This is a genomic window from Mesorhizobium sp. BAC0120, from assembly GCF_033542235.1.
In the GTDB taxonomy this organism is placed as follows: Bacteria; Pseudomonadota; Alphaproteobacteria; order Rhizobiales; family Rhizobiaceae; genus JAWRCU01.
On record NZ_JAWRCU010000013.1, the window covers coordinates 131,395 to 148,637 of the forward strand.

General features: G+C 62.4%; 15 protein-coding genes. 12 read left to right on the plus strand and 3 right to left on the minus strand.

Going from position 1 to position 17,243, the window contains the following annotated elements:
• The first annotated feature begins 39 nt into the window (after window positions 1-39).
• Genes SAZ10_RS24990 through SAZ10_RS25000 form a run of 3 tightly spaced genes read left to right on the plus strand, consistent with a single transcriptional unit; the run spans window position 40 to window position 2,272 of the window.
• Complete coding sequence (locus SAZ10_RS24990) at window positions 40-1,020, plus strand: glycosyltransferase family 2 protein (protein ID WP_318612107.1); 981 nt, start codon at window positions 40-42, stop codon at window positions 1,018-1,020.
• Window positions 1,017-1,847, plus strand: coding sequence for a ChbG/HpnK family deacetylase (locus SAZ10_RS24995; RefSeq protein ID WP_318612108.1), 831 nt, complete (start codon window positions 1,017-1,019; stop codon window positions 1,845-1,847). Before SAZ10_RS24990 ends, SAZ10_RS24995 begins: the two co-directional genes overlap by 4 nt.
• Window positions 1,844-2,272 carry a GtrA family protein gene (locus tag SAZ10_RS25000; protein ID WP_318612109.1) on the plus strand — a complete coding sequence of 143 codons (429 nt, stop codon included), beginning with the start codon at window positions 1,844-1,846 and terminating at the stop codon, window positions 2,270-2,272. Before SAZ10_RS24995 ends, SAZ10_RS25000 begins: the two co-directional genes overlap by 4 nt.
• Window positions 2,273-2,361: 89 nt before the next feature.
• On the opposite strand, the gene SAZ10_RS25005 is transcribed toward SAZ10_RS25000, so the two are convergent.
• From SAZ10_RS25005 to SAZ10_RS25015, 3 genes are all read right to left on the minus strand, one after another.
• Window positions 2,362-5,508 carry an efflux RND transporter permease subunit gene (locus SAZ10_RS25005; protein WP_318612110.1) on the minus strand — a complete coding sequence of 1,049 codons (3,147 nt, stop codon included), beginning with the start codon at window positions 5,506-5,508 and terminating at the stop codon, window positions 2,362-2,364.
• Between the two features lie 5 nt (window positions 5,509-5,513).
• Entirely contained in the window at window positions 5,514-6,674 is a 1,161-nt protein-coding gene (locus tag SAZ10_RS25010; protein ID WP_318612111.1) for an efflux RND transporter periplasmic adaptor subunit, read from the minus strand.
• Window positions 6,675-6,991: 317 nt separating this feature from the next.
• A complete protein-coding gene (locus SAZ10_RS25015) occupies window positions 6,992-7,816 on the minus strand; it encodes a MurR/RpiR family transcriptional regulator (protein ID WP_318612112.1) in 825 nt (274 codons plus the stop codon).
• Between the two features lie 175 nt (window positions 7,817-7,991).
• Here SAZ10_RS25015 and SAZ10_RS25020 point away from each other — a divergent pair, with 175 nt between their 5' ends.
• From SAZ10_RS25020 to SAZ10_RS25060, 9 genes are all read left to right on the plus strand, one after another.
• The gene (locus SAZ10_RS25020) at window positions 7,992-8,798 is read left to right on the plus strand and encodes an N-formylglutamate amidohydrolase (RefSeq protein ID WP_318612113.1); all 807 of its coding nucleotides are present in this window, start codon (window positions 7,992-7,994) and stop codon (window positions 8,796-8,798) included.
• 58 nt (window positions 8,799-8,856) lie between these two features.
• Window positions 8,857-10,410: an amino acid permease gene (locus SAZ10_RS25025; RefSeq protein WP_318612114.1), complete on the plus strand. Its 1,554-nt coding sequence runs from the start codon at window positions 8,857-8,859 to the stop codon at window positions 10,408-10,410.
• A gap of 80 nt (window positions 10,411-10,490) precedes the next feature.
• Window positions 10,491-11,861, plus strand: coding sequence for a glutamine synthetase family protein (locus SAZ10_RS25030; protein WP_318612115.1), 1,371 nt, complete (start codon window positions 10,491-10,493; stop codon window positions 11,859-11,861).
• 53 nt (window positions 11,862-11,914) lie between these two features.
• A complete protein-coding gene (locus tag SAZ10_RS25035; RefSeq protein WP_318612116.1) occupies window positions 11,915-12,367 on the plus strand; it encodes a hypothetical protein in 453 nt (150 codons plus the stop codon).
• Between the two features lie 4 nt (window positions 12,368-12,371).
• Complete coding sequence (locus tag SAZ10_RS25040; RefSeq protein WP_318612117.1) at window positions 12,372-12,788, plus strand: type II toxin-antitoxin system VapC family toxin; 417 nt, start codon at window positions 12,372-12,374, stop codon at window positions 12,786-12,788.
• Between the two features lie 19 nt (window positions 12,789-12,807).
• Entirely contained in the window at window positions 12,808-14,196 is a 1,389-nt protein-coding gene (locus SAZ10_RS25045; protein WP_318612118.1) for an aldehyde dehydrogenase family protein, read from the plus strand.
• Window positions 14,197-14,220: 24 nt separating this feature from the next.
• Window positions 14,221-14,694: a DUF2569 domain-containing protein gene (locus SAZ10_RS25050; RefSeq protein ID WP_318612119.1), complete on the plus strand. Its 474-nt coding sequence runs from the start codon at window positions 14,221-14,223 to the stop codon at window positions 14,692-14,694.
• A 21-nt stretch (window positions 14,695-14,715) separates the two neighbouring features.
• The gene (locus SAZ10_RS25055) at window positions 14,716-15,888 is read left to right on the plus strand and encodes an iron-containing alcohol dehydrogenase (protein ID WP_318612120.1); all 1,173 of its coding nucleotides are present in this window, start codon (window positions 14,716-14,718) and stop codon (window positions 15,886-15,888) included.
• Window positions 15,889-16,065: 177 nt separating this feature from the next.
• Window positions 16,066-17,172, plus strand: coding sequence for an ABC transporter substrate-binding protein (locus tag SAZ10_RS25060; RefSeq protein ID WP_318612121.1), 1,107 nt, complete (start codon window positions 16,066-16,068; stop codon window positions 17,170-17,172).
• Window positions 17,173-17,243 lie beyond the last annotated feature (71 nt).

The following is a 17,243-nucleotide window of genomic DNA, read 5'->3' on the forward strand; positions in this document are numbered from 1 at the left end:
CCGCGCCGTGCCGCTCTCGCATCGAAATGAACGCTGCGAATGGCTAGGTTGGACCTTATTTCGCCTTTCCTGAACGAGGCGCAGGCGGCGCAAGCGTTCATTTCGCTCGTCGCCAAGTTCGAAGCCGAAGTGGGACGCCGGTTCGGCCTGACAGTTCACAAGATCCTCGTCGATGACGGCAGCACGGATGGCAGCGCCGAGATCTTCGCGAGCGGGCTCACCGGTTCGTGGGAAATCGTCAGGCTCAGCCGCAATTTCGGCAAGGAGGTCGCGGTGCTGGCCGGACTGGACAGGGTCGGCGGGGACTACGTGCTCATCATGGATGCCGACCTCCAGCATTCGATCGAGATCGGCCTCAAGCTGCTGGCGGAGCTGCTGGGCGATCCCAATGTCGACGTGGTCTACGCCAAGACAGACCGCAGCGATTCGAGCTGGCGGCGCAGCCAGCTGGCACGCGTGTTCTACCGTCTGATCAACAGCAGCCAGCGCTTCGATATCCCAGCCAATGCCGGCGACTTCCGTGCGATGCGCGCAGCGGTGGCGCACGCCATCTCAAAACTGCGGGACAAGCGTCGTTTCAACAAGGGCCTCTATGCCTGGGCCGGCTTCCGGCAGAAGGCCGTCGTCTATTCGCCCGAGCCACGGGCCGCGGGTTCCAGCAAGTGGTCGCGCCTCGATCTCATCGCCTTCAGCCTCGAAGGGCTTACCTCGTTCTCTGCCGTCCCGTTGCGCATCCTTACGCTGTTCGGACTGCTCACAGCCATTGGAGGGGGGGCCGTCGGCGTAAAGGTGCTGTTCGAGGTGCTGTTTTACGGGATTGCGGTTCCCGGCTATCCGAGCCTGCTCGTTGCTGTCGTATTTCTTGGCGGCCTCAATCTCGCGCTGCTGGGGCTGGTCGGCGAGTATGTCTGGGTCGCCGTCAGCGAGAGTAAGGATCGGCCTGTCTATGTCGTGCGCGACGTCATCTCCGCGCCCGAGCCCGTGAAGCCGAAAGCTCGGCCGGAGACAAGTTCCGCATGAGGCGTCGGGTCTGGGTGATTGCCGACGACTACGGCCTTGCCCCTGGCGTTAATGAGGGTATCCTTGCGCTCCTCGAAGCGGGTCGGATTTCCGGGACGAGCTGCATGACGGGTTTTCCGGCCTGGTCGAGCGATGCTGCCGAACTGAAGCCGTATCTCAACCGGGCCGCGATCGGGCTGCATCTCACCTTGACCGATCAGCCGGCGCTCACCGGCGGCTCGACGCTCGCACCGGCCGGAAGCTTGCCTTCCTTCGCGAAGCTGGTTGCCGCCTCTTCGCTCGGCACGGTCGAGAGGCGGCACGTTCACGCCGAACTCGACGCACAGCTCGGCCGCTTCTCCGCAGCGTTCGGCAAGCATCCCGACTTCATCGACGGGCATCAGCATGTGCATTTCCTGCCCGTGGTGCGGGACTGGCTGCGAGCCACATTCGCAAGCGGATCCGAGGAATCCCGGCCCAGGCTGCGAGGCTCGCCGTCGATGCCCGCCAAGGCAGACATGGCCGCGGCAAAAATCGCCACGATCGCGGCGTTTGCGCTCGGCTTCGACGCCGCTATGCGCAAATCCGGCTTCGAGATCATGGGACCGCTCTTCGGCATCTACGACTGGCGCAAGCCGGCGGACTTCGAAGCAGCGCTGGAACGAGCCGTAGCGGGAGCGCCCGACGGTAGCCTGTTCATGTGCCATCCAGGCAAGATCGACGCAGTGCTTCGAGAGCGGGATCCGATGCTCGGCGCTCGTCCATTCGAGCTAAGGACCCTGCTGTCCGATGGTTATGCGGCCCTGCTTTCGCGAAACGGGGTCCGCCTGTCGGGCATCAACGCATGAGCGAAGCGGGTCGCAAACGGAGCCTCGCCGGGAAGCTCAGACGCTTCGCGGTGGTGGGGCTTGCCAATACCACCATCGATCTCGCCACGTTCACTCTCATGCTGAAGCTGATCGGAATGCCTTTCGTCAGCAACATGGTCGCATGGTGCGTCGCGGTCATCTTCTCCTTCGCCGCCAACTCGCTTTGGTCTTTCGACCGCGATCGCGAAAAGCCGATCGCGCATTCTTTCCTTCAATTTGTGTCGCTCGGCGCGCTTACCTCGCTCGGAGTCTCCAACCTGTCGATCGCAGTTCTTGCAGGCAGCATCGGAGTGTGGCCGGCCAAGCTCATCGCGCTGGTCATTATTGCGACGCTGAATTTCGCGGCTGCGAAATGGTCGATTGAGGGGAAGTTGAGGGAAGGGAGTAGGGGAGTAGGGGAGTAGGGGAGTAGGGGAGGCATCACCGCCCTGTGCGTCACCGTCTTATTCCCTTATTCCCTTATTCCCTTACTCCCCTATTCCCTTGCTCCTTCTCATTCGGCCGGCTGCGCTGCGGCCATCTTGCCATTCACTGCCTCGTGAAGCTCGCGCTTCAGGCGCACCTCTTCCTCGACCTTGGGCGTGACGAAACGGCCGAGCAACAGATAGGCGACCGGCGTCAGGAACAGCGTCGAGACGGTTGCGAGGCCGAGGCCGCCGACGATCACCCAGCCGAGCGCAATGCGGGCCTCCGCACCGGCGCCGCTTGCCAGCACGAGCGGCACGCCGCCGAGCACGGTACAGATCATGGTCATCATGACCGGCCGCAGGCGTATGTTCGATGCCTGCTCGATAGCTTCCCGCACGCCCAGCCCGCGGTCGCGCAGCTGGTTGGCGAATTCGACGATCAGAATGCCGTTCTTGGCCATCACCCCGACCAGGAGCACCAGGCCGATCTGGCTGTAAGCGTTGAGACTGGTGCCGGTGAGGATCAGTGCGATGATCGCGCAGGCGAGCCCGAGCGGCACGGTCGCCATGATGATGACGGCGCTGACGAAGCTCTCGAACTGGGCGGCGAGCACGAGCAGGATGATCACGAGCGCGAAGCCGAAGATGGTGAGCATTCCGCTGTTGGTCTCGCCCAGTGTCGCCGCTTCGGCCAACGGCACGATACGGCTGCCCGGCGGCAGCAGCGGCTCCGCGATCTCTTGGGCCGCATGCAATGCGTCGCCGAGCGCGAAATCCTCGCGCAGGTTCGAGGTGATCGCAACTGACGGCTGCCGTTGCTCACGTGTCAGCGAAGGCGGAACGGCCCGTTCGGTGAGGGTGGCGATGGTCGACATCGGCACGTAGCGGCCGTCGCCGGTCTTGAGGTAGATGTTCTCCAGGTCGGTCGGATCGTTGATGGGATTGGTAGTCGAGACAAGTTTCACGCCGTAGGCTCGGTCGCCGATATAGACGTCCCCGATGTCGTTGCCGTCGAGCATGGCCTGCTGCGTGGCGGCGAGCCCGGTGATGTCGATGCCGAGATCGGAAGCTCGCTGACGGTCGATGACGACTGAAAGCTGCGGCTGCGTGGGATCGACGGAGAGCCGCGGCTGCTGGAAGCGCGGATTGTCCTGCATCTTCTCGATAACCTTGACCGCTGCCTGGCTCAGCGCCTCCCGGTCGCTGCCGACCAGTGCGAATTGCAGGCCATTGCCGGCCCCGCGAATGCCGAGGCTGTTTGGTTGCACCGGGAACACGCGCACGCTTGGAACCTGTTTCGCAAGCTGCGCGATCTGCGCCATGATCTGCTGCTGGCTGCGTTCGCGCTTTTCCCACGGCGCGAGCGTGGCTACCAAAAAGCCGCTGTTATACTGGCCGTTGTTGCCGGCGTTCTCGAACGTCGTCTCGATCTCGCCGGAATCCCGCAACGGCTGCAGCAGTTCGGCAAGCCGGCGCATCTGAGAAGCGGTATAATCCAAGCTCACCCCTTGCGGCGCGTTGATCCTCAGAAGCACCGCCGAACGATCCTCGGTCGGAGTGAGCTCCTGGCGGATCGTCCCGAACATGGCGAAGGCGGTTCCGGCAAACAGCACGGCCACCAGTACGACGATCATCGGCGCGTCCAGGCAAGCATGCAGGCAGCGTTTGTAGAGCCCGCCCAGGGCGCCACCGATCCGGCCGCCCAGGCCGCCTCGGTCTCCTTCATGGTGGACCGACGCGCCGGACAGCATGCGAGAAGCGAGCATGGGGCACAGCGTCAATGCCACGACGCAGGACAGGATGACCGACATCGCAAGCACGAAGCCGAATTCGCGGAACAAGCCGCCTGCCTGGCCGGGCAGGAAGGAGATCGGCACGAAGACGGCGACCAGCGTTGCCGTGGTCGCGATGACCGCGAAGAAGACTTCCTGGGTGCCCAGCACCGCCGCGGCACGCGGGCCCATACCCTCGTTCCGCCGGCGCACGATGTTTTCGAGCACCACGATCGCATCGTCGACGACCAGGCCCGTGGCCAGCACCAGCGCCAGCAGCGTCAGGATGTTGATCGAGAAGCCGGCCAGATAGATCGCTGCGATTGTCCCAATCATGGCGACCGGCATGGAAAGTCCGGGAATGAGCGTCGCCTTCCAGTCCAGCAGGAAGAGGTAGATGACGATCAGCACGATCGAGACCGACAGCCCGAGCGCCAGCTCGACCTCGTGCACTGCCCCGTTGACGAACACGGCGTCATCGCTGGTGACCTTGATGGTCATGCCCTCGGGGAGGGTCTTCTGGATCTGTGCGACGGCCGCCCTTACGCCCTCCGAAATGTCGAGCGTATTCGATTCGGCCTGGCGCACGATGCCGAGGCCGATGCCGTTCTTGCCGTCGGAGCGCAGCGTGCTCTGGGCGATATCGGGGCCGAGCGTAACGCTGGCCACGTCGCGCAGATGCGTGTTGCCGGCGATGACGATCGCCTCGAAATCTTCCGGCGTGGTCACGTCCGCGGTGGTGCGTACGATAAGGTCCTGATTGGTCGTGGTGATCGAGCCGGCCGGAGAATCGAAAGCCACTGAGGCGAGCGCCCGGCGCAAGTCGGCGACGGTATAGCCCAGAGCGGCGAGCTTGCTCTGATCGACGTCGATACGGAAGATCTTTTCCCTGTCGCCGTAGACCTGAACGTCGGCAACGCCCGGCACCGCCGCCAGCGTATCCTCGATCTGGTCCTCCACAAGGACGGTCATGTCCTGGATCGACATCTTGTCCGAGGTCACCGCGAGCCGCATGACCGCATCGGAATTGGCGTCCGCCTTGACGATCCGCGGCGGGTCGGCCGCATCCGGCAGCTGGTTTGACACGCGACCGATGGCATCGCGCACGTCCGAGGCCGCGACGTTGAGATCGACGCCGTCATTGAATTCGATCGTGACGCGGCTGCGCCCGAACGAGGAGGTCGAGGAGATCGACTTGACGCCCGACACTCGGGACACCGCGCCTTCGATCACGTCGGTAAGCTGTCGGTCCACGGTTTCCGCTGCCGCGCCTGTGAAATCCGTGCTGACCGATATGACTGCGCGATCGACGTCCGGCAGCTCGCGGATCTCGACGCCGTAAAAGGCGGCGAGGCCGGCTACCGCGATCAATGTGTTGAGCACGAAGGCCATCACCGGCCTTCGGATGAAAAGGGCCGTCAGGCCAGTGTCGCTCGCTGGCTTGTGGTCGGGCTCCGCCATCGGAATCAGGACCCGCTGACGTCGGTGGGCCGCGGCTGGCGCTCGCCGGCGATACGCACCTCGCTACCTTCGCGCACGCTCTGCACACCCTCGGTCACGACCATGTCGCCCGCGGCGAGCGGGGCGTCCACCAGAACCAGCTCTGTGTTGCGCTGGATGACGCGCACCGGGACGCGCTTGATCTTGCCGTCCGCCACCGTCCAGATGAAGGCACCGTCGGTACCCCACATCACAGCCAGCGGGCTGACCGCCGGATACGTCTCGCCCTCGAAACGCATCGTGACCTGGAAGGACATGCCGGCGCGCAGCGAGTCGGCGGGATTGGCGATCCTCGCCTGCACCCAAAGCGTCCGGCTTTTCTCGTCGATGCGGTTGTCGATCGCCGAGACTTTGCCCGAAAAAGAATCCTTGGGATTGGCGAGCGGCGTCGCCGCAATTTCCGCGCCGACTTTCACCGCTGCGGCGAAGCGCTCCGGCACCCAGAAATCGACCAGGATCGACGAACGGTCGTCCACTGTCGCGACGGCGGACTGGCTGGTGACGTAGTTGCCGGCCTCGATCGGCAGTATGCCCACGACGCCAGAAATGGGCGAAACGACGGAGCGGCGGTCGAGCGCCACCTGTGCATCGTGCACCGCCAGCTCGGCGTTGCGGAAATCGAGTTCAGCCTCGGTCAGCTGAACCGTCGTCACGGCGTTCGACTTGCTCAAGGCACGCATGCGCTCGACTTTGGCAGAGGCATCGTCACGCGCGAGCTTGGCGCGCTCGAGCGCGATCTCCTCGGTTTCGGAGTCGAGCTTGGCAATGACCTGCCCCGCCTGGACACGGACGCCGGAGTTCACCAGAAATTCGGTAAGACGGCCGGACGTATAGGGCGTGACCGTCACTGTCGCATTGGCACGGCCGGTTCCGATCGCCTGCAGGCGGTCGTTAATAGTGCCGGTGGTCGCCGCCTGCGCGACGACGGACATCGGCTGCCCGCCGCCCTTGCCGCCATCCTCGCGACGAGTTGCGCCGGTCGCTTCATTCTTCGGAGTTGAGGCGGCCGCCCATTCGATGCCCCAGGAAGCCAGCACCCTGTCCGAGCCGGGGAAGAACTTGACCCAGGCCGCGGCGGCCGCAACGAGCACCACCAGCGAGACAGCAAGCTGTTTCCAAACAGACATTCATGACCCCGATCATGCGCAAAATCGACGTGCGAGGCATCGCACCATAATACGACGCCGGCGCCAAAACATGAAATCAGCCAATCTGCAAGGCGCAGACAGCCCCGACTCGAGCACCCCTGTGCCAGATCGTAACGCCGATTTCTCATTAAATTTGCGTAAGGTTGAACGGCGTGTAGATCACGGATGTGTGAAGAAGAGCGAATAGAGAAGAGCGAATAGGGAATAGCGAATAGCGAGTAGCGGACACTGCCGTGAATGCGATGCAGCCCGCACGCCTCTTCTCGTTGTTCGCTGTTCCCCTATTCGCTACTCGCTCACCGCAGTTTCTCCATCTCGCGAATGCGCCGTTCGCTATCCTTCTCGAGCTGGAGTGTGAGCTCGCTGATCAGCGTCTCGGCTACCACGAAGAGCGCGGCCGAAGAATCCCACGCGGAGGGAACTGCCGTGCGGCCCGCCACCACATGGCGCGCGAAGCGTGCGATCGGCGATAGCCATTGGTCCGTGAAGAGCACGATCTGCACGCCGCGCTGATGCGCCTTTTCGGCGAAACGGAGGAGGCTTTCCTGGTAGCGGCGTATGTCGAAGATCAGGAGAACATCGCGCTTGCCCATGTCGATCAGCCGGTCACGCCACATGCTCTCCTGGCCGGCGAGGTGGAAGACGTTGGGCCGCACGATGGCGAGGTGCGCGGCCATGTAGCGGGCGATCGGATCGGTGAAGCGGCCCCCGACCAGGAAAACTTTGGACTTTTGGGAGGTAAGGAGGGTCGCTAGCTGCGCGATCTGCTTGCCCGAGAGATGGCGGAAGGTCTCGCCTATGTTCTCGACAATCGCGCATACGGTCGGCGAGCTCTCACTTGCTGCGACGGTCGAGGGATGCTCGGCCCGGTAGAGCGGCGATTGCAGCTGTGCTGCAAGCTCGTCCTGAAGGGCCGCCTGAAATTCGGGATAGTTCTGGAAACCGAGTCGCGCCACGAAGCGCAGGATCGTCGGAGAGCTTACGCCCGCCGCAGCCGAGAAGTCCGCCACAGTCTTCAGGCCGATCAGCGGGTAATTCGCGATCAAAGTCTGCGCAGCGCGGCGCTCGCTTGCCGGCATGACGCCGATCCGGTCGGCGATCTGTTCGGCGATGCTGCTCATATCGGCCTCTGTCCGCGGTTCGGGCGGAGCGGTTTTCCAATGTTTTCGCGAAACTTGCGCGGGCACGGCGGAAAACCCGTTTGACAAAACTTTGCAAGCTGTATGAAATCATCCGTATCGGCGCAATGAGAGAAATTTCGTATCATTCGATACAGCGCCCAAAGGGACGGGGACCATGGATGCAGCGCGGCTTGCCCGGCTTGCTCCGTCGAATGCGGCAAAGGTGACGAACCCTCATGGTTCGAGCCCGTTCGTCGTCGTCTGCGATCACGCCTCCAACTCCCTCCCTGAAGAATATGGAACGCTCGGGCTGGAGCCTGCCGAGCTGTCACGCCATATCGCCTGGGACCCAGGCGCGCTGCCGGTCGCTCAACGCATCTCGGCAATGCTCGATGCTCCGCTCGTCGAATCCTGTGTCTCGCGCCTCCTCATCGACTGCAATCGGCCCTTGGACGCGCCGGACCTCATTCCGGAAATCAGCGAAAACACGGAAATACCTGGCAACCGCAATCTCGGGGCAGCCGAGCGTGCCAGGCGCATCGCGCTCGCGCACCAGCCGTTTCACGACCTCATCGACGATGTCATATCGGAGCGGCAGCGCTCCGGCAGTCCGACATGGCTCGTCTCCGTCCATTCCTACACGCCCATCTACAAGTCCGTGTCGCGCCCCTGGCAGGTCGGCATCATTCACGATGACGATACGCGGCTCGCGACGCCGATGATCGAGGCGCTGCAGAGAACCGGAGTGGTCATCGGCATCAACCAACCCTACTCGCCATCCGACCGCGTCTATTACACGCTGGAGCGGCATGCACGTTCGCGTGGCCTGCCATGCGCGATGATCGAGATCCGCAACGACGAGATCTCAGGGCAGAAGGGACATTCAATTTGGGGCAGCCGGCTCGGTGAAATCCTCGCCGGGCTGGCCGGGAGTGCGGAATATAAAGAAGCTGGGAGTGCGGGAATACTAAGAAGGAGCTGAAACGGCCAAGGCGGACGCGTCCTGAGTTCGGCAAAACATCCAGGGGAAGGTGAATAGCATGTCGACACATGATTATACCGAAACCGACAAGCGTGAGGACGTCAAAGTCCTCCATTCGATGGGCTATGCCCAGGAACTGGAGCGGCGGCTCAGCCGATTCTCCAACTTCGCAGTCTCGTTCTCGATCATTTGCATTCTATCTGGCGGCATCAACTCGCTGGCGCAGGCAACCTCCGGCGCCGGCGGCATCGGCATCGGCGTCGGCTGGCTGGTCGGCTGCTTCGTATCGCTGACCTTTGCAGTGGCGATGTCGCAGATCAGCTCCGCCTATCCGACCGCGGGCGGTCTTTATCATTGGGGCTCGATCCTCGGCAGCCGTGGCACAGGCTGGGTGACGGCCTGGCTGAACCTGCTCGGCCTCGTCACGGTGCTCGGCGCTATCAATGTCGGCACCTGGACCTTCTTCGTGGGCGCCTTCGGTCCGGCGCTTCACATCGAGAACACCCTGACCAACCAGACGATCTTCCTGATCATCATCACGGGCGGCCAGGCGCTGATCAACCATATGGGCATCAAGCTGACCGCAAAGTTGACCGACTTCTCAGGCTGGCTGATCTTCTGTGGCTCCATCCTGATCGGTATCGTTTGCCTTGCGGCAGCCGACACCTGGGACTTGAGCCGCCTGTTCACGTTCAAGAACTATTCAGGCGAGGCGGGCGGCAATGTCTGGCCCGCAGTCTCCAACGCCTGGGTGTTCGCGCTTGGCCTGCTGCTGCCGATCTATACGATCACCGGTTACGACGCCTCGGCGCACACGTCCGAAGAGACGATCAAGGCGGCTCGTTCGGTGCCTCGGGCGATGGTGATGTCCGTCATCTGGTCCGCGATCTTCGGCCTGGTCTTCCTGGTGCCGTTCGTGCTCATGGTTCCCGACATGGATCAGGCGGCCGCGCAAGGCTGGAACGTCTTCTTCTGGGCGTTCGACCAGAAGGTCGGCTCCGGCATCAAGGAGCTGGTCTACCTGGTCGTCCTCCTTGCGCAGCTTCTCTGCGGGTTGGCGACGGTGACTTCTGCCTCGCGCATGATCTTCGCCTTTTCGCGTGACGGGGGGCTGCCCGCCTCGACAGCCCTCTCGAAAGTCAGCCCGAAATACCGCACGCCTGTTGCGGCTATCTGGACGTCGGCGGTGCTCTCCGTGCTGTTCGTATGGGGATCGTCGCTGGTCTCGGTAGCTGGCACGTCGGCCTATACAATCGTGGTGTCCTGCACCGTGATCTTCCTGTTCCTGTCCTTCACCATCCCGATCGTGCTCGGGATGATGGCCTGGGGGACGCCGAAATGGGACAAGATGGGCCCATGGAACCTCGGGCGCGGCGTCTACATGCTATTCGGGGTGCTCTCGGTGCTGTCGATGATCCTGATTTTCGTGATCGGCATCCAACCGCCGAACGACTGGGCGCTCTACATCACGGTCGGCTTCTTCATCCTGACCGCGATTGTCTGGTTCGCGATGGAGAATGGCCGTTTCCGGGGCCCGCCGATGGGCGAGATCATTGCTGCGCGCCAGGCGGCGATCGCCGCAGCCGAGAAGGCCGTTGGCGAAAGACACTAGACCATCGCACACGCCGTGGGCGGCGCCTGCCGGCCACGGCTGTTTCGTTTCAAGGAAGCAGGCAACGGAGTTTCTGAATAATGGCCGGAAACCTTAGTTTCGACCAACTCGAGAAGGCGGTCGCTGCGGGCGAGATCGACACAGTCCTCGCATCCGCGGTCGACATGCAGGGTCGCCTCATCGGCAAGAGGTTTCTCGCCAAATATTTCGTCGAGTCCGCGCATGACGAGACCCATGGCTGCAACTACCTGCTCGCCAACGACATCGATATGGAGCCGGTGCCCGGCTACAAGGCGGCAAGCTGGTCCAAGGGTTACGGCGACTTCGTCATGAAGCCGGACCTTTCCACGCTGCGCCACGTGCCGTGGCTCGAAAAGACGGCACTTGTGCTTTGCGACGTGCTCGACCATCACACGCATGATGACCTGCCGCACTCGCCGCGCGCGATCCTGAAGCGTCAGGTCTCTCGGCTGAAAGAGCGCGGCTGGATGGCATACTTCGCCTCCGAGCTCGAATTCTATCTGTTTGAGGAAACCTACGATTCCGCCCGTGGCAAGCACTGGCAGAACCTTGCGACCGCCTCGCCCTACATCGAAGACTACCTCATCCAGCTGACGAGCAAGGAAGAGGCCGTCATGAGGGCGATCCGAAACGGGCTGGAAGCGGCCGGTATCCCGGTCGAGAACTCCAAGGGCGAGTGGGGCCCCGGCCAGGAAGAGATCAATGTGCGCTATGCCGAAGCGCTGGAGATGGCCGACCGCCATGCCATCCTGAAGAACGGCTGCAAGGAGATCGCTGCCTCCCAGGGGAAGGCGATCACCTTCATGGCGAAGTACAATTATGCGCTCGCCGGCAATTCGAGCCACATCCACAATTCGCTGTGGAGCGCCGACGGCAAGGCGCCGCTGTTCTTCGACAAGAACTCAGAATACTCCATGAGCCCGCTGATGCGCTCATGGGTGGCCGGCCAGCTCAAATATGCGAGCGACTTCACCTGGTTCCTCGCGCCCTACATCAACTCCTACAAGCGCTTCCAGGTTGGCACGTTTGCGCCCACCAAGATCACCTGGAGCCGCGACAACCGCACCGCCGGTTTCCGGCTCTGCGGGGAGGGCACCAAGGGCGTGCGCATCGAATGCCGTGTCGGCGGCGCCGATCTCAATCCCTACCTTGCCTTCGCGGCGCTGATCGCGGCGGGGCTCGCCGGCGTCGACGAAAAGCTGGAATTGGCGAAGCCCTTCGAGGGCGACGCGTATTATGGTGCCGAGCTAACCGAAATCCCGAAGACGCTCCGCGAGGCGACCGACACCTTGGCCGGTTCAGAGATGCTGAAGACTGCCTTCGGCGAGGAAGTGATCGAGCACTACGTTCACACGGCAAAATGGGAGCAGTTCGAATATGACCGCCGTGTGACGGACTGGGAGCTGCACAGGGGGTTCGAACGCTATTAAAGCTGTAGGAAATTGCGTCTACCTAACTAAAGCTGTATTGTAGGGAAGTTAGGATGGAGGCGCAGATGGGAAAATACTCTCCATTGCGTTCGTATCTCGAGGCACAGGACAAGAATCGTATCGCGATGACGTTCGAGGAAATCGAACGTCTCCTCGAAACGAGGCTGCCCGCGTCGAAGAAATATCCCGCGTGGTGGAGCAATAACCCGAGCAACAATCCGATGACAAAGGAGTGGCTCGCTGCGGGCTTCCAGACGGAAGAGGTCGATATTGCCGGGGAGCGTTTGACGTTCACGCGCATTGGCGTGTCAGGGAGCGATGTCGGAACGGCCGGCTTCGGGGAGAAATCCCAGTCCGACTATACGGTACCGCCAAAACGTCACCCTTTGTTTGGCCGTCTGAAGGGCGTCATCACTTTGGCCCCTGGCGTCGATCTCACGGAGCCCCCCGATACGGATCTGGCCGACTACCTGGACCGGAAGTACGGGCCCGAGGCCGGAAACTGATCCCATGCCCGGAAGCATATTGCTCGACACGTGTGCCGCCATTTGGATAACGGAAGAAGCAGAGCTTCATCCGAGGGCTCAGGCTGCCCTCGATGAGTCCGCGGAAGCGCGCGTGCCTGTTATGGTTTCACCAACTAGCGCCTGGGAGATGGGAATGCTGATCGCTCGGCGCCGGGCGACATCGGCCATGTCGGTGCGATCGTGGTTCGACAGCTTGGTGATCCCTCCGTTCTCAGAAACGGCTGCACTCACGACCGACATACTGATCAACTCGTCATTTCTTCCGGGTAACCCACCGAGGGATCCCTTTGACCGTCTTTTCATCGCGACCGCGCGTGAGCATGGTTATCGTATCATGACGCGCGACCGCAAAATCCTCGACTACGCCGAGCAAGGCCATGTCCAGGTAATCCCCTGCTGACAAGCGATTGAAAAAAACCATGACCGAAACCGTGAAGATCAAATCCCCCATCGATGGCTCGATCTATGCCGAGAGGCCGCTAGCCACCGATCAACAGGTGAACGCCGCAGTCGAGCGGGCGAGGGCGGCGCAGGTCGCGTGGGCGCAGACGCCGATCGCCGAGCGCTGCCGTTATGCGCTTGCGTTTCTCGATGCGCTCGTCGCCATGAACGATGAGATCGTGGTCGAGCTCGCCTGGCAGATGGGCCGCCCCGTCCGCTATGGCGGCGAGAAGGGCGGTGTCATCGAGCGTACCAGATACATGATCGACATCGCCGAGAAGGCCTTGGTGCCGGTGATCGCGAGCGATCCCAAGCCGGGCTTCCGCCGTTATGTGAAGCGGGAGCCGCTCGGCGTGGTCATGGTCATTGCACCGTGGAACTATCCCTACCTCACCGCGGTCAATACCATCGTGCCGGCGCTGATTGCCGGCAGCGCCGTGATCCTGAAGCACGCGGCACAGACGCTGCTCGTGGGCGAGCGCTTCGCAAAGGCCTTCGATCAAGCCGGGCTGCCGAAAGGCCTGTTCCAGAACATCGTGATGAACCACGCCCAGACGGAGAAGCTGCTCGGCTCCGGCAGGATCGACCACGTGAATTTCACCGGTTCGGTTGCCGGCGGCCGCGCAATCGAAAGGGCCGCCGCCGGCACGTTCATGACGCTCGGGCTGGAGCTCGGCGGCAAAGATCCGGCCTATGTACTGCCAGACGTGAAGATGGATCACGCCGTGGCCAATCTGGTCGACGGAGCCTTCTACAATTCCGGTCAGTGCTGCTGCGGCATCGAGCGCATCTATGTGCATGAGAAGGTCTATGACGAGTTCGTAGACGGCTTCATTTCGCTGACTAAGGATTATGTCGTCGGCAGCCCGCTCGACCAGGCGACCACCATGGGGCCGATGGCGCAGGCGCGTTTTGCCGATCTCATTCGCGAACAGAAGGCGGAAGCCTTGCGCAAGGGCGCCACCGCGCACATCGACATGAAGGTCGAGGGTGACAAGGAGGGCTCACCTTATCTCGCGCCGGAAGTGCTCACCAATGTCGACCATCAGATGAGTGTCATGCGCGAGGAGAGCTTCGGGCCGATCGTCGGCATAATGAAGGTGAGGAACGACGAGGAGGCGATCGCGCTGATGAACGACAGCCCCTACGGCCTCACCGCCTCGATCTGGACACGCGACACCGACCATGCCGCGGCAATCGGCGACCGCGTCGAGACCGGCACCGTCTTCATGAACCGCTGCGACTATCTCGACCCGGCGCTGGTGTGGACCGGGGTGAAGGATACAGGCAAGGGCGCGGCGCTTTCGGCAATCGGTTATGAGAACCTGACCCGGCCGAAATCCTATCACCTGCGCGAGGCGATCTGAGCGCATCCTAAACTGGAGGGGGGAATGGAAGAGACGCAAACTGACGATCCAAGCGATGGCCCAGCAGGCCTTGGCGGCTGGCTCATTCTGCCGTTGCTTGGGCTTTTCCTCGTGCCGTTGACCGCGCTCACTCGGCTAGCGAAAGACACCGCTCATATCAGCGAGCTTTGGCCGCTCCTGACTGCTGCGCAGGCCGCCTTTACAGTGGCGGAACTGGCCGTACACGTCACCCTCTTCTTTGCTGCGCCGATCGCTTTGCTCTACTTCATGTTCAAACGATGGGAGATTTTCCCCGGCTGGTACATGATCTGGTGGGCCGCCATACCGGTCACCCTGATCGCGTTCGCGCTCGTTGGATATGCGACTTTCCCCGAGGCCGAGGCCCACGCGTTCGATGAAGAGACCATGCGCGCTATCATAGGATCCGTTATCGGCGCCGCCATCTGGATTCCATACATGATGCAGTCCGAACGCGTAATGAACACGTTCGTGAGATGAACTCGAAGCAACCAGAGACAAATGACCAAGCTGATTTCCAAATGGAACTATCCCACCACCGTACGCTTCGGCGCCGGCCGGATCTCCGAACTGCCGGATGCGCTGGCCGCCACCGGCATCAAACGACCCCTCTTTGTCACCGATCCCGGTCTCGCCAAGCTGCCAGTCGTTGCAAGGAGCTTGAAGATTCTCGAGGACGCCAAGGTCCCCTACGCCGTCTTCTCGGAGGTGAAGCCCAATCCGGTCGAATCCAATCTCACCGCCGGCATTGAAGCGTTCAGGAAAGGCAAGCATGACGGCGTGATCGCCTTCGGCGGCGGCTCGGCGCTGGACCTTGGCAAACTGATCGCTTTCCAGGCCGGGCAGACGCGGTCGATCTGGGATTTCGAGGACATCGGCGACTGGTGGACGCGCGCCGATCCGGATGGGATCGTTCCGATCGTGGCGGTGCCGACCACCGCCGGTACCGGCTCGGAGGTCGGCCGCGCGGGCGTCATCACCAACGAGGCGACGCACACCAAGAAGGTGATCTTCCATCCGAAGATGTTGCCTGCGATCGTGATCGCCGACCCCGAGCTTACCGCCGGCATGCCGCCCTTCATCACCGCCGGCACCGGCATGGATGCGCTAGCTCATTGCCTGGAAGCCTATTGCGCACCGGGCTATCACCCGATGGCGGACGGCATTGCGGTCGAAGGCATCCGCCTCGTCTTCGAAAACCTGCCGAAGGCCTTCGCGAATGGAAACGATCTCGTCGCGCGGGCCAACATGATGGCCGCAGCAGCGATGGGCGCGACTGCCTTCCAGAAGGGGCTCGGCGCGATCCATTCGCTGTCGCACCCGATCGGCGCGCTGTACGACACGCATCACGGCATGACCAATGCGGTCTTCATGCCCTACGTGCTGGCCTTCAACCGCGAGGCGGTCGAGGAGCGTATCGCCCGGCTTGCCGCCTATTGCGGCATCAAAGGCGGGTTCGACGGGTTCGCCAAGGCTGTCGGCAAGCTGCGCAAGGAGCTCAAGGTGCCGCATACGTTGCCGGATCTGATCAAGGGGCTCGAGATGGACAAGAAGCGTAAAGCACTGATTGCCGACATGGCGGTCGTCGATCCGACTGCCGGCGGCAATCCGGTGAAGCTGACGAAGAAGGCAGCGCTGACGCTGCTCGAGAACGCGATGGAGGGGAGGGTCTGAGCCCGCAGCAGGCAATCGTTAGCCACGAAACAACGATGCCGATTGCTACGGGGGCGGAAAAGTAGTTAATTTTTCCTTGCCAGGGGGAGCCGGCGGTCGGGAGCATTCATCCAAGTGTCATCAATGACAGCTACCGCAGCGACGGCGCCGGATGGTGTCAGTTCAACGGAGAGACATATGTTCAATTTCACGGGGAAAGTGCTTTCCCTCGCAGCCGCGGCCCTGTTCGCGTCGACGGCGATTTCGTCGGCGCAGTCGCTCGACGAACTCGTCAAGGCTGCCAAGGCCGAGGGGCAGCTCACCACGATCGCGCTGCCGCATGACTGGTGCGGCTACGGCGCCGTGATCGACGGCTTCAAGGCCAAATACCCTGAGATCACCGTCAACGAACTCAACCCAGACGCCGGTTCCGGCGACGAGGTCGAGGCCATCAAGGCCAACAAGGACAACAAGGGTCCGCAGTCGCCCGATGTCATCGACGTCGGTCTCTCCTTCGGGCCCTCGGCCAAGAAGGACGGCCTTATCCAGCCGTACAAGGTCTCCACGTGGGACTCGATCCCCGACAGCGCCAAGGACGCCGAGGGTTATTGGTACGGCGACTATTACGGCGTGCTCTCCTTCATGGTGAACAAGGACCTCGTCAAGAACGTCCCGGCCGACTGGGCCGACCTCCTGAAGCCGGAATACGCCAACAGCGTCGCGCTCGCCGGCGATCCGCGCGCCTCGAACCAGGCGATCCAGGCCGTCTATGCTGCGGGGCTCTCGAAGGGCGCTGCGGCCGGCGAAGCCGCCGGCAAGACCGGCCTCGACTTTTTCAAGGAGCTGAACTCCAGCGGCAATTTCGTTCCGGTCATCGGCAAGCCGGCGACCCTGGCGCAGGGCCAGACGCCGATCCTGATCAACTGGGACTACAATGCGCTTGCCGGCCGCGACACGCTTGCCGGCAACCCACCGGTCGACGTTATCGTGCCGAAGACCGGCGTCGTCGCCGGCGTCTACGTTCAGGCGATCAGCGCCTATGCGCCGCATCCGAATGCCGCCAAGCTGTGGATGGAGTATCTCTATTCGGATGAGGGACAGATCGGCTGGCTCAAGGGCTATTGCCATCCGATCCGCTTCAATGACCTCGCCAAGAAGGGCGCGATCCCGCAGGATCTGCTCGACAAGCTGCCGCCGGCCGCCGCCTACGAGGCCGCCGTGTTCCCGACGCTCGAGGAGCAGGCCATTTCCAAGGAGGCGATCACCAAGAACTGGGATACGGTGGTCGGCGCCAACGTTCAGTAAATCGCGACAGGGCCGGGCGGTCTTCGGGCTGCTCGGCCTCGCGCCATCCTGGGCGTCAGCCATTCAAGCAC